Source organism: Amycolatopsis sp. lyj-84, assembly GCF_046549075.1.
Classification (GTDB): domain Bacteria; phylum Actinomycetota; class Actinomycetes; order Mycobacteriales; family Pseudonocardiaceae; genus Amycolatopsis.
On the sequence record NZ_JAJPWO010000025.1, the window covers coordinates 64,787 to 87,109 of the forward strand.

Consider the following 22,323-nt stretch of genomic DNA (forward strand, 5'->3'; position numbering starts at 1 on the left):
CCAAAGGTCCCTTGCTCCCCCGGCGGTCAGCAGGAGGCGGTGGGCCGTCCCGCCTTGAGGTTCTCGAGCTGCGCGATCGCTTCGTCCAGCGTGGCCACCTTGATCAGGTTCAGGCCGTCGGGCGCGGCGGTCTTCGCCTCGGCGCAGTTGTGCGCGGGCACGAGGAAGTCGGTGGCACCGGCCTCGCGAGCGCCGACCACCTTGAACGAGATGCCGCCGATCGCCCCGACGACGCCCTTCTCCGAGATCTCGCCCGTCCCGGCGATATGCCTGCCACCGGCGAGGTCGCCGGGCTCCATCTTGTCGACGATCGCGAGCGCGAACATCAGGCCCGCCGACGGGCCACCGACGTCCTGCAGCGAGATCTTCACGTCGAAGGGGACATCGGCGCGGTCCACCGCGGTCAGGCCCATGAAGCCTTCCGGGCCGTCGGGCCGCTGCGCGAGCGTGAGCGGCACGGTGCGCTCGGCCTGCCCGTCGGATTTGAAGGTGATCTGGACGGTCTGCCCGGGCTTCGTCCCGTTCAGCGCGGCCCGCACCTCGGTCGCCTCGGTGACCGTCTTCCCGTTGACCACCAGCAACCGGTCCCCGGGGGCGAGCACCTTGTCCGCCGGGCTGCCGGAGACGATCGTCTTCGCGAGCACCTTCACCGGGAACTTGCGGCGCAGCGCGGCGACCTGAGCGGCGGTCTGCGAGTCCTGCAGCTGCTGGATGTTCTCCTGGCGGACCTGCTCGTTGGTCTCACCCGGCTTGAAGTACTCCTCGCGCGGCGCCAGCGCGTACCGGCCGCTCGCCCAGAGCCCGAGCGCGTTGAACAGCGTGATGCCGCCATCGCGCAGCGAGACCGTCGTCATCCGCAGCTCACCGGAGGTCTGGAACATCTCGTGCCCGTTGACCTGGATCACCGACTGCCCGGCGGCGTCCTTGCCCAAGGTGTCGTAGGTCGGGCCGGGACTGATCGCCACGTACGGCACCGGGATGAAGAACCCGACCAGCGCGAAGGCGACGAACAACGCGCCGCTGACCAGCAACGTCCAGCCGCGCCGGGTCAGCCGCCGTTCGGAGCGGTCCTGGTCACTCGCGGAGCCCGCACGGCTCCGCGCTGCTGTGGTCTCCTCCGAGGGCTCTGTCACGCGTGACAGCGTACGGTGACGGTGTTCGCTTCTCGGTGAAGGCCACGCGCATCACTCCAGTTGACGAGCTCTGGGTCCCGGGACCCGCGTACGGTGGTGCCATGAGCAAACCCCCGTTCGGCTTCGGACCGCCCGATCCCGACAAACGAGGCGAGAACGAGCCGTCGGACTCCGGCGGCCAGCCCTCCGGCGCCGAGGCCTTCAATCAGCTCGGTCAGATGCTCAGCCAGCTGGGCCAGATGCTCAGCCAGGCCGGCAGCTCGACCGGGCCGGTCAACTACGACCTGGCGAAACAGATCGCGCTGCAGAACCTCAGCAGCAGCGACAGTGACGTCCAGCTCGGCTTCTCGTCGTCCAGCGGCGGAGACTCGAGTACGGCCGTCCGTGACGCCGCCCACCTGGCAGAGCTGTGGCTCGACGCAGCGACGATCCTGCCCGCCGGTGCCACGACGACAGTCGCCTGGTCCGCGCGCACCTGGGTCGAGAAGACACTGCCCACCTGGCAGCGCCTCTGCGACCCCGTCGCCCAGCAGGTCTCAGGCGCCTGGGTGCAAGCCCTGCCCGAGGAGGCCAAACAGGCCGCCGGACCGCTTCTGTCGATGATGGGGCAGATGGGCGGGATGGCCTTCGGCTCCCAGCTCGGTAATGCCCTGGCTCAGTTGGCTTCCGAAGTGCTCACCTCCACCGAGGTCGGTCTTCCGCTCGGCCCCGCGGCCACCTCCGCGCTCCTGCCGGCGAACATCGAGAAGTTCACCGAGGGCCTGGAGCTGCCGACCAGCGAGGTGCTGGTCTTCATCGCCGCGCGCGAGGCCGCCCACCAACGGCTGTTCGCCCACGTTCCCTGGCTGCGGCAGCGTCTGCTGGCCACCGTCGAGGAGTTCGCGAGCGGTATCTCCGTCGACACCTCTGCGCTGGAACAGCTCGCGGGCCAGATCGACCCGTCGAACCCCGCCAGTATCGAAGAGGCCATGTCCTCCGGCTTGCTCGAGCCGCAGACCTCGCCCGAGCAGAAGGCGGCACTGAACCGGCTGGAGACCCTGCTCGCGCTGGTCGAAGGCTGGGTCGACGTCGTGGTCGCCGAGGCCATCGGAGACCGTCTCCCGGGCGCGGACGCGCTTCGCGAGACGCTGCGGCGCCGCCGGGCCACGGGTGGCCCGGCCGAGCAGACCTTCGCCACCTTGGTCGGGCTCGAGCTCCGGCCCAGGCGGATGCGTGCGGCCTCCGCGTTGTGGAAGCTGGTCGGCGACCAGCACGGCATCGAGAAGCGGGACGGCCTTTGGTCCCACCCCGACCTGATGCCGACCGCCGAGGACCTCGACGAGCCGCTCGACTTCGCGGAGCGTCTCGGCGATGGCGAGTCGACCCTCGAAGGCATCGACCCGATCGCCGAGATCGAGCGCGCCGAGCGTGAGAAGAACAAGCCCAAGGACGACGAAGACAAGAGCTGAGGCACGTCAGTCCTCCGTCGCGATGCCCCATCCGGCGGCGGAGGACAGGCCCTCCAGATAGCCGATGGCGCGCTCGGTCTTGGGATAACGGCGAACGAGCTCCCAGAACGCCGCGTTGTGCCCTGGTTCCTTCAAATGCGCGAGTTCGTGCACGAGGACGTAGTCCAGCACCCAGGCCGGCACCCGGCGCAGGCGATCACTGACCCTGATCGTCGCGTCGACCGGCGTGCAGGACGCCCACCTCGTGCGCATCGGCGGCACCCAGCGAACGCTCGCGGGTATCGCCTTTCCGTCCAGATACTTCGCCGAGAGCACGGCGCAGCGCGCCAGCAGCGCCTCGTCAGAGGCCTTTGGCGGAGCGGCCTGCCTCGGGCCCTTGCGCAGCAGCTTGCGCTGCATCTCGGCTACCCAGTGCTTCTCCTCGGCCCGGGTCATCCGGGCGGGGATCAGCACGACGAGGGTGTCCTCGTCCCAGTACGCGGTGACGGTCCGGTGGCGGCGCTGGCTACGCCGTACCTCGACCTTGTGTTCGGGAGTGTCCGACGGATTCGTCGTGTCCCGGCCCCTCAATGAGGGCGTCCGTGCTTCGACCACTCGACCACGGTAAGGCCAGTCACCGACAAGTCCGAGAGCCGAAAGGTCACAGCCTCGAGTTGTCCACAACAAGGCCAGCCTGTGGATAACTCGTGTTTTTCTTAGCGGTTGGTTAGTGGCCCAGTGCGATGCTGCGATCATGAACCTTCGCGAACCGGATCTGCGATCGATCATCCTGCCGGAGTTCCCCGCCCTGCTTCCCGGCCTGGATGTGCTGGAACGCGGAAACGGTGAGATCCAGATCGGCCTGGACCCCGCCCACGCCGTGGTGATCGCCGGAGTCGCCACCGAGGTGGCGCGAGCGCTCCGCGAGCTGGACGGGAAACAGGCCGCCGACGACATCGTGCTCGCGCAGAGCGAACACGACGAGCAGCTGCGGGACCTGATGACGGACCTGACGGCGCGCGGGCTCTTGACCGATGCCGGGCAGTCTCGACAGCAGCCGAGACCGAGGCTGGAAACGGGGCTGTGGTCCCTCCGGGCCCGCCACCACCAAGCGGCCATGACGGCGCGCCGCAAACACACCGCGGTGGCGATCCACGGCGACGGCCGACTGGCCGTGGCCATCGCCGTCCTGCTCGCGAACGGCGGAATCGGGCACATCGACATCCGGGCGTCGGGCACGGTGCTCGAACGTGACCTGGGTTCGGGCTACACCGAGGCCGAAATCGGCATGCCCCGCCGGGAGGCGATGGCACAGGTGGTGCACCGGGCCGGGGCGGAAACGTCGACCACCCGGCTCTACTCGGACCGTCAGCCGGAACTCGTGCTGCTCACCGACGCCGTGGTGCCCGCTCCCGAAGTGGTCAACGAGCTCGTCCGAGACGGCGTCAGCCACCTTCCGGTGCGCGTCCGGGACGGCGTCGGCATCGTCGGGCCGCTGGTGGTGCCTGGCCGCAGCAGCTGCCTGCGCTGCGCAGACCTGCACCGCGCCGGTCTCGACGAGTCCTGGCCCAGGGTGGCGAGCCAGCTCGCCGGACGCGTGCAACGGCCGGACCTCGGCGCCGTGCAAGCGTGCGCCGCACTGGCCGCCGCACAGGCACTCCGGCTTCTCTCGCCGAGCGACCAGGCACCGCCCTCGTGGAACGCCACCATGGAAATCGACTTCTTCGACGGCACGATCCGCCATCGCGACTGGCCGCCGCATTCCGGATGCGGATGTGGCGCTCGCTGACACAACAAGCGACGTAGCCCACACACACGCCCTCGACAGGCTGCGCGGGCGGAGTGAATCAAGGCAGAATCGCGGAGGTGACCGACTCCCGCAACGCCGAGGACCGTGACTCAGCCATCCCCCGCAACGGGGCGGCGCGAACGGCGAAGCTGGCCAGTATTCCGCTCGGCATAGCGGGCCGGGCGGTCGGCGGCTGGGGCAGGCGGCTGACCGGCCAGAGCGCCGAAGAGGTCAACGCGACGCTGTCCGCCAAGGCCGCGGAGCAGCTCTTCGAGGTCCTCGGCACGCTCAAAGGCGGCGCCATGAAGTTCGGCCAGGCGCTGAGTGTCTTCGAGGCAGCGGTGCCGGATGAGATGGCGAAGCCCTACCGCGAAGCCCTGACGAAGCTTCAGGCCGCGGCACCGCCCATGCCCACCCGGCAGACCCACCGGGTCCTCGCCGAGCAGCTGGGACGCACCTGGCAGCAGCGCTTCGCCGCCTTCGACGACAAGCCTGCCGCGTCCGCGAGCATCGGCCAGGTCCACCGCGCGACCTGGCACGACGGCCGCGAAGTCGCCGTCAAGGTCCAGTACCCCGGAGCCGATGACGCGTTGCGGAGCGACCTCCGACAGCTCCAGCGTTTCAGCAGGCTGTTCCAGGCCTTCGTGCCCGGGACCGAGGTGAAACCCCTCCTGGCGGAACTCGCCGAGCGGATGAACGAGGAACTCGACTACCAGGCGGAAGCCCAGAACCAGCGCGCTTTCGTGAAGGCCTTCGAGAGCGTCCCCGGGTTCTTGATCCCCCGCGTGGTCGCCAGCGCGCCGAAGGTCATCGTCACGGAGTGGGTCACCGGCACTCCCTTGTCGAAAATCATCGCCGGCGGGGACAAGGAGGCGCGGGATCGCGCGGGCCGCCTGCTCACCGAGTTCCACTACTCGTCGCCGGAACGGGCCAGGCTCCTGCACTCGGACCCGCATCCGGGCAACTTCATGCTGACCGACGACGGCAGGCTGTGCGTGATCGACTTCGGCGGTGTGTCCCGGCTGCCCGAGGGGATTCCGCAGCACCTCGGCGAGATGACCAGGCTGGCGCTCGACGGTGAGTCTTCGAAGCTCATGCGACTGCTCAGGGAGTCCGGCTTCATCCGGGCCGACGCGGATCTGCAGGCCGATGACGTGCTCGCCTACCTGGCGCCGTTCACCGAACCGCTGGCGGGCGAAACGTTCCATTTCACCCGCCGCTGGATGCAGCGGCAGGCGGGCCGCGTCGGCGACACCCGGGGCCGGGACTTCCGGATCGGCCGCTCGCTCAACCTGCCGCCCGAGTACCTGATGATCCATCGGGTGACCGCCGGATCGACCGGCATCCTCTGTCAGCTCGACGCCGAGATCCCCGCCCGCGCGATCGTCGAACGGTGGCAGCCGGGCTTCGCAGCCTGAGAAGTTATCCACAGGGATCGTTGGAACTGAGCCAAATTCGGCGTCGCTCGGGCGAGTTGTCCACAACTTCGCGGAAGTGGTTCCACCCGGACGGCCCAACGGTCATCCTCGATTCATGACCATTACACGAAGCGCTCGACTCGTGGCGCTCAGTAACACCAGCGAGTCCGGAATCATCACCAACCGCGAGCTGCGGAAGGCAGGCGTGACCGCGCGTTACGCCGCGAAGCTGTGTGGTCCGGGCGGTCCTTGGCGAAGGCTGATGCCGGGTGTGATCCTGTTGCGCGACTCGGCGCCCACCCGGCTTCAGCTGCTCCAGGCCGCCGTCGCGCGGTTCGGGCCGGACGTGGTGGTGACGGGTGCCGACGCGCTTCGCGCCCGAGGCGTGGACTGCGCGCTGACTCGGGAGGTCCATCTCCTCGTCCCCGACTACCGGCGAATGCCCGCGGAACCCGGCATGCTCCCCCGAAGAACCACGCGGATGCCGCCGCCGACCTTGATCGACGGCGTTCCGTTCGCCCCGCCTGCCAGGGCGGCGCTCGATCTCGCCCGGTTGGAGCTCGATCCGGCACGGATCGACGAGCTGATCTCGCTACCGCTGTACTGGGGTCTTTGCACGCTTGAAGAACTCAGCGAGGAGCTCGATTCCGGCAATCGGCGAGGCTCGGCCGCGGTCCGTGCGGCTCTGCGTCGTGTCGATCCCGAAGAGACCTACGCGCACGGCCTGGCGAAGAAGGTCCTCGGCGAATGCCCACTGCCCTCGCCGTCTTGGAACATGACGATCTGTGACCGGCGAGGACGTCCCATCGGCTCCGCCGACGCCTGGTGGGACGACATCGGCCTGGCCTGGCAGTTCCGCGCCCCGAAGCAGGGTGCCGCGAACTTTCACCCGCTGGCGCTGACCGCGACCGGGACGGTGCTGGTCCGCTGCACCATCGACCAGCTGAAGAAGGTACCGATGGAAGTGTCGGCCGAGCTGGTCAGAGCGTTCGCCGAGGCGACGCGGACACCGCGGCCGAAGGTCCGCACGATCGGCCGGATCGACGACGTCGCCTGAGGGACTCACCAGTACTCGTCCGGCAGCTTTCCCTCGATGTCGCGGGTGTGGCGGCGTGCGCAGGTCGGGCACATCCAGCGCACGACGTCCTTCTCACGGGTGGACACCCAGGCGAGCGTCTGCGCGGGCTCTTCGTCAGCACCGCGGATCCGGCCGCACAACGAACAGCCGACCTGGTCACTCACGGCCGCCGTCCACAATGGATCGTCTTCGCCCCCTGCAGGAACAGGTCCTGGCGCGCGCCGAGGAAGGCGGAGCTCGCCGGATCCAGCAGGGCGGCCACGGTTTCGCGATCGTCGTCGCCCAGGAGATCTCCTGCCACCTCGGTCAGCCAGGTCATCCGCTCGATGACGAACTCGCGCAGCAGTTCCGGCCCGGGCGCCGAGTGGTGGATGAGCACCCCGAAGGAATCGACGTCGTCGAGACCTGACCGCTTCAGTGCGATGTTCCAGCCGTAGGGCATGGAGACGGAGCCGGGGATGCCCGCTCGCATCTCGGCGAACCACTCGCCTCGCGCGGCGAGCAATCGCCCCTCGATCCCGGGACGGCCTATGCCGAGGTCCCAGGGGAGACAGTTGAAGTCCAGGCCGCCCTCGGAGATGGCGACCAGCCCGCCGGGGCGGGCAAGGCTGGCGAGGGTGTCGATCGCAGCCTGCTGATCGGGCAGGTGATGCACCACGCGTGAGGCCCAGACGAGGTCGGCGGCAGGAAGCTTGGCGGGCAATCCGTCGTCGGCGACGTCGGCATGGACCGTCTCGACGGTGGCCTTGTCCCCCGCGGCCGCGCTGACGACCCGGTGCGCTTCGGCCAGCAGATGCTCTGTCGCGTCGACCAGCACGATCCTGGCACCGGCGGCAGTGAGCTCCTCGGCGAAGAGCACGCTCATCCCGCCAGCGCCGCAGCCGACGTCGACGATGGTCGGCCCTTCCGGCATGCCATCCAGCAGCCGGCGGGCCGCCACCCGCGTCGGCTCGGCGTCGAGCGCCTCGGCCATACGAAGCGACCGAAGCCGATCCGCCCAGTCGATGTCGTCGTGCGTGTGTACGGCCATTCCCCCAGTGAACCGCACCACGCCCCAAAGGGGGAGCGGGGGACCTTTGCTCTCGCCGCGCGATAGCAAAGGTCCCCCGCTCCCCCAAGGATCAGGCCTGCAGACGCTCGACTCGCCGGTTCGCCCAGCGGGCGACCTTGGTCCACCTGCGTACGGCGCGCGCCCCACTTCGAGCCCGCTGTGCGCGGACTCCCTCTTCGAGGTCTCGTATTCGGGCTCTGGACAGTTCTTCATAAAGCAACATTTCGCTGGTCTCCTCGACCTTGATCTCGTTCAACTTGGCCGGCGCGAGAGTCCGGTTACCCGTTCGCGCCTCGTAATCCCTGGTGGTGATGGGTTCGACGGTCATGCCGCAGCGCTCCGCTCGACCTTGTGCGCAACGGGACGCGCCTCGGCGGCGGGCTCGACGACAGGGTTCTTGCGGGGACGGCCACGGGGCCGCTTCCGTGCGACGACAACGCCGCGCTCGAAGATCTCGCCACCCCAGACACCCCACGGCTCACGCCGCGAAAGGGCACCCGCCAGGCAGGCGGAACGGACCGGGCAGTCCGCGCAGGACGCCTTCGCGCGCTCGAGTTCTGCCGGCGACTCGGCGAACCACAGGTCCGCGTCGCCCGAACGGCAGGGAAGCATCGACTCGGGCGAGTCGATGGCGTCGAGCAGGTCGACGACGCCTGCGTCGGCGAAGGGCAGAGCCTCCCCCGGCGCGAAAGCTATGGCCGATGACATAAGTGCACTCCTCTGTTCCGTGACGGATTTCTTACTGACGGTGGAACTGGACAACGCTGAACCCCAATTAGGTTGTGCAGCCAACTTGTTTGTGCAGCAAAAACACGAAGGCCGCGGATCCGGTAACCGGTTCCGCGGCCTTCGTGAGCCTCTATTCCTGACTAGGTCAGGAACTTCGCTCCCGTATGGACAACGGAACACGGAACTGCTTGATGACCGGCAGATCGACGCCACCGTTCACGTACGCCCCACCGAAGGCGGCAGCGTGCGCGAAGGTCTCGTCAGCGGCGATCCTGCTCAGATCGATACGCTGGGTGCCGCGGGCGGCAAGGATGCTCACGGGCATGAAGGTGCCCTGGCGCTGAGCCTGCGGGACTTCCGCGACGCATGACAGACGGGTGCCGCGTTGCGTGAGCGTCATCTTGATCGTCATAGCACCGGCACCACCTTTCTCTGTCGCGCGCGAACCGCCCTGCGGTCTACGCTGTGTTGTAGAAGTTCTTCCCCATGCCGGGTGCTTCGCACCCGGTACCAGCAGGTTATTGCCCCCGACCATACCGGGGCAACTTATTTTCCAGAAAAACCGTCGAAGTTACGAAGATCGGCTCTGAGCAGCGGGTTCGCCGCGCGGATCAAGCCCGCGACGCGGTCAAGACTCCACCGAGGCCCGTACGACGTCGAGAACTTCCGCTCCGAAGCGTTCGAGCTTCGTCGCGCCGATCCCGGAGATCGCACACAACGCTGTGTCATCGGTCGGACGCTGCTCGGCGATGGCGACCAGGGTCGCGTCCGTGAAGACGACGAAGGCCGGCACCTTGAGCTCGCGGGAGCGTTCTCCTCGCCAGGACCTCAGCTTTTCGAGCAGTTGCTCGTCCACGTTGGACGGGCAACGGGAGCAGCGGCCCAACTTGATGTCCAGGGTCTCCAAGAGCGGCCCGCCGCATACCCGGCACCGCGCCTTGGTACCGGGCTGCTTCGGCTGCTGGGATCGGGCGACCCTCGCCGCCGGGTGGTCTTCGGGGATCAGGCCGTAGAGGAATCGGCTGCGTCGCCGATTGCGGCGGTTTCCCGCCGTCCTGGCCAAGGCCCACGACAGCGAGAGGTGCTCTCGTGCTCGAGTGACGCCGACGTAGAAAAGACGGCGCTCTTCTTCGATGGCCGCGTCGTCACCGTCGGCATGGAGGATCGGCATGGTCCCCTCGGCAAGCCCTACGAGGAACACGGCGTCCCACTCGAGGCCTTTCGCCGCGTGAAGCGAGGCCAGGGTGATGCCCTCCACCGTCGGCGGGTGCTGCGCGTTCGCCCGCTGCTCGAGCTCCGCCACGAATCGGGGCAGGTCGGCGTCCTCGACGGTGGAAGCCAGCTCCTCCGCCAGCTCGACGATCGACAAAAGCGCGTCCCATCGCTCCTTCGCCGCGCCTCCGGCCGGGGGCTGGTCGGTGAGCCCCACCTTCGCGAGCACGGAGCGAACCCTGGTCACGAGCTCGCCGGTGTCGGCGTCGGTCGACGCCATCCGCAATGCCGACATCGCCTGCCGGACCTCGGCCCTGGCGAAGAATCGCTCGCCGCCGCGGACCAGGTACGGGATGCCCACCTCCGCCAGTGCCTGCTCATAGGCCTCTGACTGGGCGTTGACTCGGTAGAGCACCGCGATCTCGCTGGCCGCAACTCCTCCGTCGAGCAAATCACGGATCCTGCGTGCGACTGCGGCCGCCTCGGCGGTCTCGTCGTCGTACTCGGCGAAACGCGGGACAGGCCCCGAGGGTCGCTGGCCGATGAGTTTCAGCCTCGACCCCGCGGGACGGCCGCGGGCGGCACCGATCACCTGATTGGCGAGAGCCACGACCTCCGGAGTCGAGCGGTAGTCCCGCTCGAGCCTCACGACCGTCGCCTCGGGGAACCGTCGCGTGAACTCCAGCAGCGGCCGGGGCGAGGCGCCCCCGAACGAATAGATGGTCTGGTTGGCGTCGCCGACCACGGTCAGGTCGTCGCGGCCGCCGAGCCACGCGTCGAGCAACCGTTGCTGCAGTGGGGTGACGTCCTGGTACTCGTCGACGACGAAGCAGCGGTAGCGCTCGCGAAACTCCTGGGCCACCACCGTGTGCTCCTCGAGAACGGCCGTGGTGTGCAGGAGCAGATCGTCGAAATCGAGGACCTGCGCGGCGTTCTTGACCTTCTCGTAGTTGCGGTACACCTCCGCGACCTGCGACGAGGGGGCGGGGGTGTCCCTCTGCGTACGCGCGGCGACGGCCGGGTAGTCGTCCGGCGATACCAAAGAGGCCTTGCTCCACTCGATCTCACTGGCGAGGTCGCGCAGGAGCTCCGTCTCGGTGCCGAGACCAGCCTTGTTGGCGGCTTGGCTGATGTAGCGGAACTTGTTCTCGAGCAGCTCCCAGGGCCGATCCCCGACGACCTGCGGCCAGAAGTACCGGAGCTGGCGGCGAGCGGCGGCGTGAAAAGTGAGCGCCTGGGCGGCGTCGACACCCAGGCCCCGAAGGCGCGCGCGCATCTCACCCGCAGCGCGGGTCGTGAAGGTGACTGCGAGGACCTGACCAGCGGCGACGTGTCCGGAGCGGACCAAATGGGCGATGCGATGCGTGATCGTCCGCGTCTTGCCGGTTCCCGCTCCGGCGAGCACACAGACCGGCCCCCTCGGCGCGCAGGCGGCGGCGCGTTGCTCGGGATCGAGCCCATCGAGCAGGCCTGGACGACTCTTCGGGGACGATGCGCTAACCACGCCCCGATCCTCGCAGAGGGCCCGACGGGATCGACGCAGGGCACGCGGCCGTATCCTGGTCACATGGCGGGAAAGCAGGACAAGGAAGCAGCGAAGCTGGCCAAGAAGGAGAAGCGCGCCGCGAGCAAGGCTCGCCGCGGGCAGATCTTCGAGGCCTTCAAGATGCAGCGCAAGGAAGACAAGGCGCTCATCCCCTGGATGGCCGGATCGCTCCTGGTCATCACCGGTGTCGTGTTCGGTATCGGGTTCATCTTCGACGTCCACTGGGTCGTGCTGCCGCTGGGCATTCTGCTCGGCGCGCTCGCCGCTGTGATCATCTTCGGCAGGCGGGTCCAGAAGACCGTGTACTCGAAGGCCGATGGACAGCCGGGTGCCGCGGCCTGGGCACTCGAGAACATGCGAGGTCGCTGGAAGGTGACGCCGACCGTGGCGGCCACGACCCAGCTCGACGCCGTGCACCGAGTGCTCGGTGGCCCGGGTGTCGTACTCGTCGCAGAAGGCGCGCCGCACCGCGTGAAGTCCCTGCTCGCGCAGGAGAAGAAGCGTGTATCCCGCTTGATCGGTGAGACCCCGATCTACAACGTGATCATCGGGAACGAAGAGCAGCAGGTGCCGCTGAAGAAGCTGCAGGGCTACCTCATGAAGCTCCCCCGCAACCTCAAGCCCGCCCAGGTCGACGCCCTGGAAGCCAAGCTGGCCGCCCTCGGCAGCCGCGGCGCCGCGATGCCGAAGGGCCCGATGCCCGCCGGCGCGAAGATGCGCAACGTCCAGCGCACGATCCGCCGCCGCTGACCAAGCGAGAATCAGGGGTCCTTTGCTACCGCCGCGGGCGGATAGCAAAGGACCCCTGATTCGTCTCCGGACGAAAACTGTCGGTGGGTGGTCGCATGATCACTGTGTGGACGGAACCACGGGCGCTTTGCAGAAGGCGCTGGCAGCGATGTTCCCGGACGGCGTGGCCGCCCGGGCGAAACTTGTCGCCTTGGGCCACTCCCACTCCTGGATTTCGCGCCGTTGTCGCGAAGACGGCCCGTGGCGACGCCCGATCCCGGGCGTCATCCTCCTCACCAACGCCACGCCGACCAGGCATCAACTTCTGAAGATCGCGCTGACTCACGCGGGTCCGGACGCGATGCTCACCGGAGTCCAGGCAGCCCGGTTGTACGGAGTCCGAAGACTTCCCCCAGAAAAACGGGCCCACACCTTGATCCCTCACCGGAGCAAGGTCGCCACCTGGGGATTCGCCATCGTCGAACGAACGATCCACCTGCCGGAACCAGTAGAGATCGACGGGCTTCCGGTAGCTCCGCTCGCCCGGGTCCTGATCGACGCGGCTCGCCGTATGGACGAACTCCAGTCCGTGCGGGCGATGATCCACGACGCGGTCCAGCGCGGCCTCTGCACTCCCGAGGAACTTCGAGACGAGCTGGCGCAGGCCAGCACGATCGGCTCGGCGCTCCCCCGAATCGTCGTCGGCGCGCTCCAGGATGGAGTCGACTCCGCGGTCGAGCAATGGCTGGAGAACGTGCTCGAGCGCAGCGGCTTGCCCAGGCCGGCACGGAAGGCCGAGCTACGCACTCCGAACGGGGAGGTCGTCGGTGTCGCCGAAGTCTGGTGGCCGAAGGCCGGCGTCGCCATGCAAATCCGCTACGACGAGGTCTCTCTCGAACCGGACAAGGCACCCGAGATCCCTGCCCTGGTCGCCGCCGGCCTCATCGTCGTGCAGGTAAGTCCAGCGCGGCTACGGGACCAGCCGCTGGTGGTGATCCAGGATCTGCGGGCAGCTCACCGTCGTGCTCGGCAACGACCACCTCCGGAACTCGGCAGCACCCCCGCGGCACCGGCTGCCTGACCACAGCCCGTACGGCAGCCGTTCCACGACGAGAGCAAAGGTCCCTTGCTCCCTTCTTAGGTCACCGCATGCGGATCACGACGGTTCCGGTCAGCCGGTCGAGCCAGCTTCGGCCGTCGATGTTGCGGAGCGCTGCCGGGATGATCAGGAAGGTCAGCGCGGCCCGCACGACGGCGCGCCACACTCCGACCATCTGCGCGCCGTCGAGCCTGGCGACGCGGATTCCGACCACTGCCATACCGGGGGTGAAGCCGAAGAAGGTCGCGGGGATGACCGTGATCGCCGCCCAGACGCCCACCGACCACAGGTTGAAGGTCTGCATGACGGCCGGGTCCTGGAGGCTGGGGGTCACGAAGAGAGTGGTGACCAGTGAGGCGAGCACCAAGTCGATGATCAGCCCGAGGAGGCGTGCCCCACCGCCCGCCACCGAGCCGACACCCGATTGGGGCAAGCCAAGTCGCTCACCGCGCCACCGCTGCGTACCCTCGCCACCGGCCGTCGTCTCGTCCCCGGCTCCGGGTAGCCATTCTCCGGTCCATCTCGCCACCCATCCAGGGTATGCCGGTGGCGCGGACCACATTCGCCCTGGTCGACTACCCGATATCGCCGCCCCGTTAACACCGGCGAAACATACGGGTGACGGTCGGGCAACACCGCGCTCTTAGCGTGAGCCGAAGAGAGTACTGCCGCCGGCAACGAACGAGAAGGAGTCACCGAGGGTGCCCACTACTCCAGACGACATTCAGCGCCTTATCGCCGACGAGAACGTAGAGGTCGTCGACGTCAGGTTCTGCGACCTGCCCGGCGTTATGCAGCACTTCACCGTTCCGGCGAAGGCGTTCAACGAAGAAGCCTATGAAGAAGGCCTGGCCTTCGATGGCTCCTCGGTGCGTGGGTTCCAGTCGATCCACGAATCCGACATGCTGCTCCTCCCGGACCCCGAAACCGCGCGTATCGACCCGTTCCGCAAGGCGAAGACGCTTTCGCTGAACTTCTTCGTGCACGATCCGTTCACCCGCGAGGCGTACAGCCGCGACCCGCGCAACATCGCGCGCAAGGCCGAGCAGTACATCTCCGAGTACGGCGTCGCGGACAACGTGTTCTTCGGCCCGGAGGCCGAGTTCTACATCTTCGACTCGATCCGGTTCGACTCCGCCGAGCACGCCTCGTTCCACGAGATCGACTCCGTCGAGGGCTGGTGGAACACCGGTGCCGACGTGCCGGGCGGCAACCAGGGTTACAAGACGAAGTTCAAGGGCGGCTACTTCCCCGTCCCGCCGGTCGACCACTTCGCCGACCTGCGCGACGAGATCGTCAGCAAGCTGCAGGGCTCAGGTTTCGAGATCGAGCGCGCGCACCACGAGGTGGGCACCGCCGGTCAGACCGAGATCAACTACAAGTACAACACGCTGCTGCACGCTGCGGACGACCTGCAGCTGTTCAAGTACATCGTGAAGAACACCGTGTTCGCCGCCGGCAAGACCGCGACGTTCATGCCGAAGCCGCTCGCCGGTGACAACGGCTCGGGTATGCACTGCCACCAGTCGCTGTGGAAGGACGGCACGCCGCTGTTCCACGACGAGTCGGGTTACGCGGGGCTGTCCGACACCGCCCGCCACTACATCGGCGGCCTGCTCAAGCACGCGCCGAGCCTGCTGGCGTTCACCAACCCGACCGTCAACTCGTACCACCGGCTCGTGCCGGGCTTCGAGGCGCCGGTCAGCCTGGTGTACTCGCAGCGGAACCGGTCGGCTTGTGTCCGTATCCCCATCACGGGCAACAACCCGAAGGCCAAGCGCGCCGAGTTCCGGTGCCCGGACTCGTCCGGCAACCCGTACCTGGCGTTCTCGGCAATGATGATGGCCGGTCTCGACGGCATCAAGAACAAGATCGAGCCGCCGGAGCCCATCGACAAGGACCTCTACGAGCTCCCGCCGGAGGAGGCCCAGAACGTCAAGCTCGTTCCTGGCGACCTCGGCGCGGTTCTCGACACGCTCGAGGCCGACCACGACTACCTGCTCGAGGGTGGCGTGTTCACCCCCGACGTGATCGACACGTGGATCTCCTACAAGCGTGAGAACGAGATCGACCCGCTGCGGCTGCGCCCGCACCCGTACGAGTTCTCGCTGTACTACGACGTGTAAGTCGTGCGGTAGCAACACCAAGAGCACGCCGGTGGTGAGGTGCGGAAACGCCCTCACCACCGGCGTTTCTTTTGGTCCGGCAGAGCGGCTACTCCGAAGTGGAGAGAACCTTCAGGTCGACGCCTGCCCGCTCGATACGGCCGCGTGGATCATCCACCAGCTTGCGTCGTTCGAGATCCATCAGCCCCAGGGTGCACGTGATTTCCGCGGAGAGGGTGCCGTCGACCTTGTAGATGTTCGAGTCCATGTGGAAGGTCTTGCCGGTACCGAACTTGGCATCACAGGTCACGTCGACGACGTCACCGGCCCGGAGCTCGCGCCGGAACACGATGTGGGACTCAAGCAGCACAAAGGCGAGATTCGCGTCTCGCATGCCCGAGTTGAGGCCACCGGCGAGCTCCATCAGCTCGAGTCTGGAGACCTCGCCGTACGAGTGGTAGACGGCGTGGTTGAGATGGCCGAGAGTGTCCAGCTCGTAGTGCCGCACCTTGATCCGGGTGCGAAATGGTTCGCGCACAGTCACCAGTCCACTGTAAGTGCCGCTCTCCGTCCGCGTCGGCAAGTGTGAGCAAGGGACCTTTGCTGTCACCAGCCGCGCGTGGCTGAGGTGACAGCAAAGGTCCCTTGCTCACTTCCCGCAGGTCAGAGTGGTCGGTCCTGGTAAAAGAGGGTCTCCACGACCGCATGGGCGCGCCGCGTCGTCCGCCGGTAGGCGTCCAGAAACTCGCCGGGATCGTCGTCGGCGGAGTAGCCGAGTACCCGCGCAACCGCGGCGAGATCTCGACCAGAGCTGGGGATCTCGTCGACGGCTTTACCCCTGACCAGCATCCCGGCGTTCCGGACTCTCGTCGCCAGCAACCAGGCTTCGGTCAGGGATTCGATCTCGGCGGGCTCGGCTAGCCCTGCCTCGACCGCCGCCTTCAGCGCTTCGATCGTCGACGTGGTCCGAAGGCCCGCAACTTCGTGCCCATGCCGCAGTTGCATGAGCTGCACGGTCCACTCCACGTCGGCGAGCCCTCCGCGCCCGAGTTTCGTATGCCGTGTCGGGTCGGCGCCTTTGGGCATCCGCTCCGTCTCCACCCGCGCCTTGATCCGCCTGATCTCCCGTACCCGGACCGCGTCAAGGCCGGCCTGCGGATAGCGAATGGGGTCGATCATCTCGATGAACCGTGCACCGAGGTCGTCGTCACCGGCGATGAACCGGGCCCGGAGCAGCGCTTGCGATTCCCAGACCTCCGCCCACCGTCCGTAGTAGCTGCGATAGGACTCGAGGGTTCGCACCAACGGACCACTCCGCCCCTCGGGACGGAGATCGGCGTCGACGACCAATGCCGGGTCAGGGCTGGGCGCACCGAGAATCTTGCGTACCGTCTCGGCCACGGAGGAAGCGAACTTCGCTGCTTCGGAGTCCGACACTCCCTCAGTCGGCTCGCAGACGAAGAGGACGTCCGCGTCGGAGCCATAACCGAGCTCCGCCCCTCCCAGACGCCCCATTCCGATGACAGCGATCTTGGCCGGTGTCTGGCCGAGCTCTGCCTGCCGCTGCCGAAAGGCCGCGGCCAACGCACCCTGCAACACGGCGACCCACACGCTCGACAACGCCTCGCAGACGGCGGGAACGTCAAGCAAACCCAGCAGGTCCGCAGACGCGATCCGCAGCATCTCGTGCCGCCGGAGCGATCTCGCGGCCGCGACCGCGGCGTTCAAGCCTGGCTGCCGACGAACCGCGGCTCGCAGCGAAGTAGCCACCTCTCCCGACGTCCGACCGGCCAGCCGCGCGGGATCACCGAGCAACTGCAGGACTTCCGGCGCTCTCGCCAGCAGATCGGGCACCAATCGTGACGTGCCCAGGAGGAAGGCAAGCCGCTCGACAACAGCACCCTCGTCACGAAGAACCCTGAGGTACCAAGGCGTTTGTTCGAGCGCTTCCGAGACTTTCCGGTAAGACAGAAGTCCGCGGTCGGGGTCCGGGGTGTCGGCGAGAAGGTCCAGCAAGACCGGCAGCAAGGCCTGTTGGATAGCCGCCCTGCGCGACATTCCCGCAGTCAGCGCCTTGATGTGCTGCAGCGCCCCATCCGGTGCGGCGTACCCGAGCGCGGCGAGTCGGCTTTCCGCCTGTTTCGTCGTCAACCGCAGCGCTTCGGTCGGCACGTTCGCGACGGATTGCAGCAGAGGCCGGTAGAAGAGCTTCTCGTGAAGACGGCGGATGCTTTGCAAGTGGCGGCGGAACTCCGCCAGCAGCACGTCCCCTTCGCTCCTGCCGCGAGCGGGCCGTACACCGCTCGCCCTCGCGATCGTCCGCAATTCGCTGGCGTCCGAAGCGGCAGGGAACAGGTGCGTACGCCGTAGCCGGCGAAGCTGGAGTCGATGCTCGATGGTCCGGAGGAATTCGTACGACGATCCGAGCTCCGCGGCGTCCGTGCGGCCGACGTACCCGCCTTCCCCTAGAGCAGCGAGTGCGTCCATCGTGGACGATGAACGCAGCTCGGCATCGATTCGGCCGTGGACCAGCTGCAGCAACTGCACGGCGAACTCGACATCGCGAAGACCGCCACGTCCCAGCTTCAGCTCCCGCTCGGCGTACGCGGACGGCACATGGCCTTCGACGCGGCGCCGCATCTTCTGCACCTCGGGGACGAAGTTCTCCCGATCGGCCGCAGCCCACACCTTCGGTGCGACCATCTCCGCGTACTGACGCCCGAGCTCGGCGTCGCCTGCGACCGGCCGCGCTTTGAGCAAAGCCTGGAACTCCCAGGTCTTGGCCCATTTCTGGTAGTAGGCGGCGTGGCCCTCGAGGGTGCGGACCAGAGCGCCCGCCTTACCCTCCGGACGCAACGCCGCATCGACCTCGAAGCATGCCTTGCCGACCACGCGCATCATCGTGCTGGCCAGCCGCGTCGAGACCGAAAGATCTCCGTCACCCACGAAGATGACGTCCACATCGCTCACATAGTTCAGCTCTCGACCGCCGCATTTGCCCATAGCGATCACGGCCAGCCGACCTTCGACACCGGCTCCCACCTCTGATTCCGCGACCAGAAGCCCCACCGTGAGTGCGGCCTCGGCCAGCGTGGTGAGCTGAGCCCCGATCTCGGCGTAGGGCGGTTGATGGAGGCCGGGTTCGACGAGATGGCCGAGGTCGGCAGCCGCGATTCCGAGGAGTAGTTCGCGGTACCCGACGCGAAGAGCCTGCTCTGACTCGAGCCCTGTGAGCAGCTCTCCGTTCGGCCGCAAATGGTCCAGAAGACGGCTCACATACTGATCCGGCTCAGTGCTCTTATCGCCTTCGAGGGTCTTCCAGCTGTCGGTGTTCACGACCAGGAAGTCCGCGAGCGCACTCGACGTACCCAGAACCCCGAGCAAGCGGCCTCGGAAGGTGCGGTCAGTGCGAAGCGCCTGGTCGATCTCAGTCCAGACGGCCGGGTCGGCCTCCCTGATTCGGTCGAGCCCGCTCAAGGCCAGATCAGGGTCCGCCGAGCGGGACAGTGCTGACAGCACGTCCGCGGCGGAGCCGTCCGGGCCGGATTCGGTCCACCAACCGGCAGCACGCAGCTGCCCGTCGGCACGGGGGTCGGTGAAGCCGTATCTCGCCACGGAAGCGGTCGGCCTGGCTCGCTCAACCATCGGCTTCCACCGTAGTCGCCCTTTGGCCCGTGACCAGACGGACGCGCAAGAGAGCAGGGGACCTTTGGTATCGCCGAGCGGCGGCGATACCAAAGGTCCCCTGCTCTGCTAGGCGGCGATCCTGCCGACTTCCTGGTCTGGAACGGTCGGAGCGGGAGTGGTGAAGCTGCCGGCGTTGACGGGGCTCCGCCGCGAAAGCAGGTAGATCCCGATACCGATCGCCAGGCCCACGACGCCGACGGAGATGGTGCCCACGGTGCCTGTCGAGGTCACGAGACCGGCCGCGGCGCCGACGATGGCGGCTGCCGGAAGCGTGAACAGCCAGGCGATCACCATGCGGCCGGCGGTGCGCCAGCGGACCGGTGATTCGTTCCTGCCCACACCCGAACCGACGATGCCACCGGAACAGACGTGAGTCGTCGAAAGCGGAAAGCCGAAGCTCGTCGACGCGAGGATGACCGCCGCCGAGCTGGTCTGCGCGGCGAAGCCCTGCGGACCATCGATGTCCGTCAAGCCCTTGCCCAATGTGAAGGTGATCCGCCAGCCGCCGAGGTACGTACCGAGAGCCAACGCGAGCGCCGCACTGACGATCACCCAGAGCGGCGGCCCGGCTCCCGCGGGAAGGGTTCCGGCGGTGATCATCGTGAGGGTGATGACACCCATGGTCTTCTGCGCGTCGTTCGTGCCATGGGCGAGCGAGACGAGCGAAGCCGAGATGATCTGGCCGACGCGGAAGCCCGCAGTACGGCCGCGGCGGACGAAGATCCGGTAGACGAAGTACGTCACGATCATCGCGACGAGGCCTGCCAGGACCGGCGACAGCGCCGCCGGGATCAGAACCTTCTCGACGATCTTTCCGAAATGGACGGAGTCCGTACCGGCAGACACCCACGTGGCGCCGATCAGACCGCCGAACAACGCGTGGGACGAACTGGACGGCAGTCCCACGAACCATGTGACCAGGTTCCACACGATCGCCCCGACCAGACCGCCGAACACGATCGCCGGTCCGATCTTGGTGTCGTCGACCAGTCCATTCGAGATGGTCTTCGCCACTTCGACCGACAGGAAGGCGCCGACCAGGTTCAAGACAGCGGAGATCGTCACCGCGACCTTGGGACGCAGTGCCCCGGTGGCGATCGACGTCGCCATCGAGTTGGCCGTGTCATGGAACCCGTTTGTGAAATCGAAAATTAGGGCCGTGACGACGACGAGCACGACCAATACTGAGGGCTCCACCCCGACCTCCGAACCCTTCGAAACTCCCTTCGCAAGGTACCTGACAGCAAGGCAAGAGCGTTAACAACCCATACACAGTTGAGACATAAGTCGTTAAGCCATCGGCAATGTACGTTGACGTTCCGCAGCCGGAGCGAGGTCACCGGACACCAGTCGGACGAAGCGATGCGCGAACGGTCGCCAGGTTTCGGTGATGTCAGCATGCACCCGGGCGAGATTTTCCGGGGTCAGTGCGTCCGGCCGGGTGAGTTCCGCCATTTCCGGCGACTGCCGCGCCCAGTCGAGGACGATGTCCGGTGTTGTCTCGATATGGAACTGGACACCGTAGGCACAACGGTCGAATCGGAAGGCCTGGTAGGCATACCGTGGCGAGGAAGCGAGAAGCTCGGCGCCGGCGGGCAGTCGGGTGATCGCGTCGTTGTGGAACTGCAAGACGTCCTGCATGAGTGGCAGGTCCGCGAAGAGCGGGTCCGTCCAGGCAGCGTCCTTCTTGGACACAAGTCCTGGGCCGACCTCGGGGCCTTGATCACCTGTGGCGACGATGCCGCCCAGAGCCACGGCCAGGAGCTGACCGCCAAGGCAGATCGCGAGCGTCGGGATGCGAGCGCCCGCGGCTTTCGAAAGAAGCTTCCGGACGTCCGCGAGCCACGGATGTGCGGCGTCATCATTGGCGCCCATCCCTCCGCCAAGGCAGACGACGCCCGCGTACCCGTCGAGATCGGTGGGAAGACTCTGATCGGGCAGCAACCGGATGTCGAGCTCGGCTCCTGCCTCGGTGAGCCAGTCGCCGAGGGGGCCGATCGGATCTGATTCGTCTGGCTGGATGACGAGCAACTTGGGAGCGGTCACCACCCCAGCCTACGACCGCCGGGAGAGCGGGGGACCTTTGCTATCGCTCGGGGGCGGCGATAGCAAAGGTCCCCCGCTCTCTTCGTCAGCAGGCGCAGCGTGGGGTGGGCGCGGAAGTGAGTGAGAGTGCGAGGGTGTCCCGGTCGACGGGATAGCCGGCCGCCTGCCAGGCGGTGATGCCGCCGGACAGGCGTTTGACCTTGAACCCGAACTCCGCGAGTTTCATGGCTCCCTTGGTCGCGGCGTTGCAGTGGATGCTCTCGCAGTAGCAGACGTAGACGAGTCCTCTGTCGAGGTGGCTGACCGACTCGGGCGTCATGTCCCGATACGGGAGGTTGATCGCACCGGGGATGCGAACCGACTCGAAGGCTTCGGGTGCGCGGGTCTCGACGACCACGTATCCACGCTGGGTGCCGGCGATGAGATCGCGGATCAGGTCGTCGGGGTCCACGTCGAGGGCGAGTTCGGCACGAAGGTGCGCGGCCGCGGTCGCGCTGTCCAGAGCCGGAAACGTCAGTACGTGGGGTTCGGTCGTCATGCCTCAATCCTGCTGATCAGTGCTCATCCGGAACATCGGGGAATCCAGGTATCGCCGCCGGTTAGCCTGGAGATTCCTGGCAGGCATGAAGATCGACCTGGAGTTCCGTGAACCTCGATGATCTCGACTGGCAGTTGCTCGAACTGCTCCAGTCCGACGGACGGCTGACCTTCTCGGAGCTCGGTCGACGAGTGTCGCTGTCCGCACCCGCGGTGACCGAGCGGGTCCGGCGGCTCGAGGAGAAGGGGATCATCACCGGCTACTCGGCGAGCGTGGACCTGACGAAGCTCGGGCTGCCGATCGAGGCGATCGTCCGGGCAAAGATACGGAGCCTCGACACCTCTCGCTTCCGTGGAGCCGTCCTCGCGCTGCCCCAGGTACTCGACGCCGATCACGTCACGGGAGACGAGTGCTGGCTGGTGCGGGTCGCCTGTCAGGACACCGCGGAGTTGGAGGAGCTCGTAGAGCGGATGCAGCGCTATGGGGAGACGACGACTTCACTGGTCTTCTCATCACCGGTCCGCCGTCGCGCAGTCGGCCGGCGGACCGACCGAGCGACGCCGCGGTGATAGCAAGGGACCTTTGCTATCACCTGGCGGGTCTGGGCATGAAAAAAGGGTCCAGGCCCCGGGAGAACTCGTGGTTCTCGACCGGGGCCTGGACCCTCTTCTTCTTAATGTTAGTCCGGCGGTGTCCTACTCTCCCACAACCCTTCGGTTGCAGTACCATCGGCGCT

At 67.1% G+C, this 22,323-nt stretch carries 22 protein-coding genes; 8 read left to right on the forward strand and 14 right to left on the reverse strand.

Annotated elements, in window-relative coordinates:
* Window positions 1-26: 26 nt before the first annotated feature.
* The gene (locus ACLJRM_RS42930) at window positions 27-1,031 is read right to left on the reverse strand and encodes a PDZ domain-containing protein (protein ID WP_199193068.1); all 1,005 of its coding nucleotides are present in this window, start codon (window positions 1,029-1,031) and stop codon (window positions 27-29) included.
* Between the two features lie 203 nt (window positions 1,032-1,234).
* On the opposite strand from ACLJRM_RS42930, the gene ACLJRM_RS42935 reads away from it, so the two are divergent.
* Window positions 1,235-2,581: a zinc-dependent metalloprotease gene (locus ACLJRM_RS42935; protein ID WP_168214509.1), complete on the forward strand. Its 1,347-nt coding sequence runs from the start codon at window positions 1,235-1,237 to the stop codon at window positions 2,579-2,581.
* Window positions 2,582-2,587: 6 nt separating this feature from the next.
* Here the strand turns inward: ACLJRM_RS42935 and ACLJRM_RS42940 are convergent, their stop codons facing one another.
* On the reverse strand, window positions 2,588-3,151 hold the full coding sequence (locus tag ACLJRM_RS42940; protein WP_101612629.1) for a M48 family metallopeptidase: 564 nt from the start codon (window positions 3,149-3,151) through the stop codon (window positions 2,588-2,590).
* A 163-nt stretch (window positions 3,152-3,314) separates the two neighbouring features.
* On the opposite strand from ACLJRM_RS42940, the gene ACLJRM_RS42945 reads away from it, so the two are divergent.
* From ACLJRM_RS42945 to ACLJRM_RS42955, 3 genes are all read left to right on the forward strand, one after another.
* Window positions 3,315-4,349, forward strand: a complete 1,035-nt coding sequence (locus tag ACLJRM_RS42945) for a TOMM precursor leader peptide-binding protein (protein WP_410666308.1) — start codon at window positions 3,315-3,317, stop codon at window positions 4,347-4,349.
* 77 nt (window positions 4,350-4,426) lie between these two features.
* Window positions 4,427-5,767 carry an ABC1 kinase family protein gene (locus tag ACLJRM_RS42950; protein WP_101612627.1) on the forward strand — a complete coding sequence of 447 codons (1,341 nt, stop codon included), beginning with the start codon at window positions 4,427-4,429 and terminating at the stop codon, window positions 5,765-5,767.
* A gap of 142 nt (window positions 5,768-5,909) precedes the next feature.
* Entirely contained in the window at window positions 5,910-6,824 is a 915-nt protein-coding gene (locus ACLJRM_RS42955; protein ID WP_101612626.1) for a hypothetical protein, read from the forward strand.
* A 5-nt stretch (window positions 6,825-6,829) separates the two neighbouring features.
* Here the strand turns inward: ACLJRM_RS42955 and ACLJRM_RS42960 are convergent, their stop codons facing one another.
* The 6 genes from ACLJRM_RS42960 to ACLJRM_RS42985 form a co-directional block, all read right to left on the reverse strand.
* The gene (locus ACLJRM_RS42960) at window positions 6,830-7,009 is read right to left on the reverse strand and encodes a hypothetical protein (RefSeq protein WP_101613765.1); all 180 of its coding nucleotides are present in this window, start codon (window positions 7,007-7,009) and stop codon (window positions 6,830-6,832) included.
* Window positions 7,006-7,875 (reverse strand): class I SAM-dependent methyltransferase, encoded by an 870-nt coding sequence (locus tag ACLJRM_RS42965; RefSeq protein ID WP_101612625.1) that lies wholly within the window; start codon window positions 7,873-7,875, stop codon window positions 7,006-7,008. Before ACLJRM_RS42965 ends, ACLJRM_RS42960 begins: the two co-directional genes overlap by 4 nt.
* Before the next feature lie 91 nt (window positions 7,876-7,966).
* Window positions 7,967-8,224 carry a hypothetical protein gene (locus ACLJRM_RS42970; protein ID WP_101612624.1) on the reverse strand — a complete coding sequence of 86 codons (258 nt, stop codon included), beginning with the start codon at window positions 8,222-8,224 and terminating at the stop codon, window positions 7,967-7,969.
* Window positions 8,221-8,604 (reverse strand): WhiB family transcriptional regulator, encoded by a 384-nt coding sequence (locus ACLJRM_RS42975; protein WP_101612623.1) that lies wholly within the window; start codon window positions 8,602-8,604, stop codon window positions 8,221-8,223. Before ACLJRM_RS42975 ends, ACLJRM_RS42970 begins: the two co-directional genes overlap by 4 nt.
* Before the next feature lie 166 nt (window positions 8,605-8,770).
* Window positions 8,771-9,037, reverse strand: a complete 267-nt coding sequence (locus ACLJRM_RS42980; protein WP_101612622.1) for a hypothetical protein — start codon at window positions 9,035-9,037, stop codon at window positions 8,771-8,773.
* A 216-nt stretch (window positions 9,038-9,253) separates the two neighbouring features.
* The gene (locus ACLJRM_RS42985) at window positions 9,254-11,341 is read right to left on the reverse strand and encodes an ATP-dependent DNA helicase UvrD2 (protein WP_101612621.1); all 2,088 of its coding nucleotides are present in this window, start codon (window positions 11,339-11,341) and stop codon (window positions 9,254-9,256) included.
* Between the two features lie 63 nt (window positions 11,342-11,404).
* On the opposite strand from ACLJRM_RS42985, the gene ACLJRM_RS42990 reads away from it, so the two are divergent.
* Window positions 11,405-12,133: a DUF4191 domain-containing protein gene (locus ACLJRM_RS42990; RefSeq protein WP_076168932.1), complete on the forward strand. Its 729-nt coding sequence runs from the start codon at window positions 11,405-11,407 to the stop codon at window positions 12,131-12,133.
* 106 nt (window positions 12,134-12,239) lie between these two features.
* Window positions 12,240-13,193 (forward strand): hypothetical protein, encoded by a 954-nt coding sequence (locus tag ACLJRM_RS42995; RefSeq protein ID WP_410666309.1) that lies wholly within the window; start codon window positions 12,240-12,242, stop codon window positions 13,191-13,193.
* 61 nt (window positions 13,194-13,254) lie between these two features.
* Here ACLJRM_RS42995 and ACLJRM_RS43000 read toward each other — a convergent pair whose 3' ends face one another.
* Window positions 13,255-13,740 (reverse strand): RDD family protein, encoded by a 486-nt coding sequence (locus tag ACLJRM_RS43000; RefSeq protein ID WP_174720516.1) that lies wholly within the window; start codon window positions 13,738-13,740, stop codon window positions 13,255-13,257.
* Window positions 13,741-13,912: 172 nt separating this feature from the next.
* Here ACLJRM_RS43000 and glnA point away from each other — a divergent pair, with 172 nt between their 5' ends.
* On the forward strand, window positions 13,913-15,337 hold the full coding sequence (gene glnA / locus ACLJRM_RS43005; RefSeq protein ID WP_076168933.1) for a type I glutamate--ammonia ligase: 1,425 nt from the start codon (window positions 13,913-13,915) through the stop codon (window positions 15,335-15,337).
* Window positions 15,338-15,425: 88 nt separating this feature from the next.
* Here the strand turns inward: glnA and ACLJRM_RS43010 are convergent, their stop codons facing one another.
* The 5 genes from ACLJRM_RS43010 to ACLJRM_RS43030 all read right to left on the reverse strand — a co-directional run bounded on the left by ACLJRM_RS43010 (window position 15,426) and on the right by ACLJRM_RS43030 (window position 21,587).
* Window positions 15,426-15,860: an acyl-CoA thioesterase gene (locus ACLJRM_RS43010; protein ID WP_020633826.1), complete on the reverse strand. Its 435-nt coding sequence runs from the start codon at window positions 15,858-15,860 to the stop codon at window positions 15,426-15,428.
* 119 nt (window positions 15,861-15,979) lie between these two features.
* On the reverse strand, window positions 15,980-18,961 hold the full coding sequence (locus tag ACLJRM_RS43015) for a bifunctional [glutamine synthetase] adenylyltransferase/[glutamine synthetase]-adenylyl-L-tyrosine phosphorylase (protein ID WP_410666310.1): 2,982 nt from the start codon (window positions 18,959-18,961) through the stop codon (window positions 15,980-15,982).
* Between the two features lie 108 nt (window positions 18,962-19,069).
* Window positions 19,070-20,200, reverse strand: coding sequence for an inorganic phosphate transporter (locus tag ACLJRM_RS43020; protein WP_101612617.1), 1,131 nt, complete (start codon window positions 20,198-20,200; stop codon window positions 19,070-19,072).
* Between the two features lie 93 nt (window positions 20,201-20,293).
* On the reverse strand, window positions 20,294-21,049 hold the full coding sequence (locus ACLJRM_RS43025; RefSeq protein ID WP_410666311.1) for a type 1 glutamine amidotransferase: 756 nt from the start codon (window positions 21,047-21,049) through the stop codon (window positions 20,294-20,296).
* A gap of 85 nt (window positions 21,050-21,134) precedes the next feature.
* Window positions 21,135-21,587, reverse strand: a complete 453-nt coding sequence (locus ACLJRM_RS43030) for a rhodanese-like domain-containing protein (protein WP_410666312.1) — start codon at window positions 21,585-21,587, stop codon at window positions 21,135-21,137.
* Between the two features lie 107 nt (window positions 21,588-21,694).
* Between ACLJRM_RS43030 and ACLJRM_RS43035 the strand changes: the two genes are divergently transcribed.
* Window positions 21,695-22,156, forward strand: a complete 462-nt coding sequence (locus ACLJRM_RS43035; RefSeq protein WP_410666313.1) for an Lrp/AsnC family transcriptional regulator — start codon at window positions 21,695-21,697, stop codon at window positions 22,154-22,156.
* The last annotated feature ends 167 nt before the right edge of the window (window positions 22,157-22,323 follow it).

What these genes read in the sequence shown, in the direction of transcription:
- ACLJRM_RS42935 (WP_168214509.1), top strand. Translation starts at nt 1,235, where the DNA reads ATGAGCAAACCCCCGTTCGGCTTCGGACCGCCCGATCCCGACAAACGA.
- ACLJRM_RS42945 (WP_410666308.1), top strand. Translation starts at nt 3,315, where the DNA reads ATGAACCTTCGCGAACCGGATCTGCGATCGATCATCCTGCCGGAGTTC.
- ACLJRM_RS42965 (WP_101612625.1), bottom strand. Translation starts at nt 7,875, where the DNA reads ATGGCCGTACACACGCACGACGACATCGACTGGGCGGATCGGCTTCGG.
- ACLJRM_RS42970 (WP_101612624.1), bottom strand. Translation starts at nt 8,224, where the DNA reads ATGACCGTCGAACCCATCACCACCAGGGATTACGAGGCGCGAACGGGT.
- ACLJRM_RS42975 (WP_101612623.1), bottom strand. Translation starts at nt 8,604, where the DNA reads ATGTCATCGGCCATAGCTTTCGCGCCGGGGGAGGCTCTGCCCTTCGCC.
- ACLJRM_RS42980 (WP_101612622.1), bottom strand. Translation starts at nt 9,037, where the DNA reads ATGACGATCAAGATGACGCTCACGCAACGCGGCACCCGTCTGTCATGC.
- ACLJRM_RS42990 (WP_076168932.1), top strand. Translation starts at nt 11,405, where the DNA reads ATGGCGGGAAAGCAGGACAAGGAAGCAGCGAAGCTGGCCAAGAAGGAG.
- ACLJRM_RS43015 (WP_410666310.1), bottom strand. Translation starts at nt 18,961, where the DNA reads ATGGTTGAGCGAGCCAGGCCGACCGCTTCCGTGGCGAGATACGGCTTC.
- ACLJRM_RS43030 (WP_410666312.1), bottom strand. Translation starts at nt 21,587, where the DNA reads ATGACGACCGAACCCCACGTACTGACGTTTCCGGCTCTGGACAGCGCG.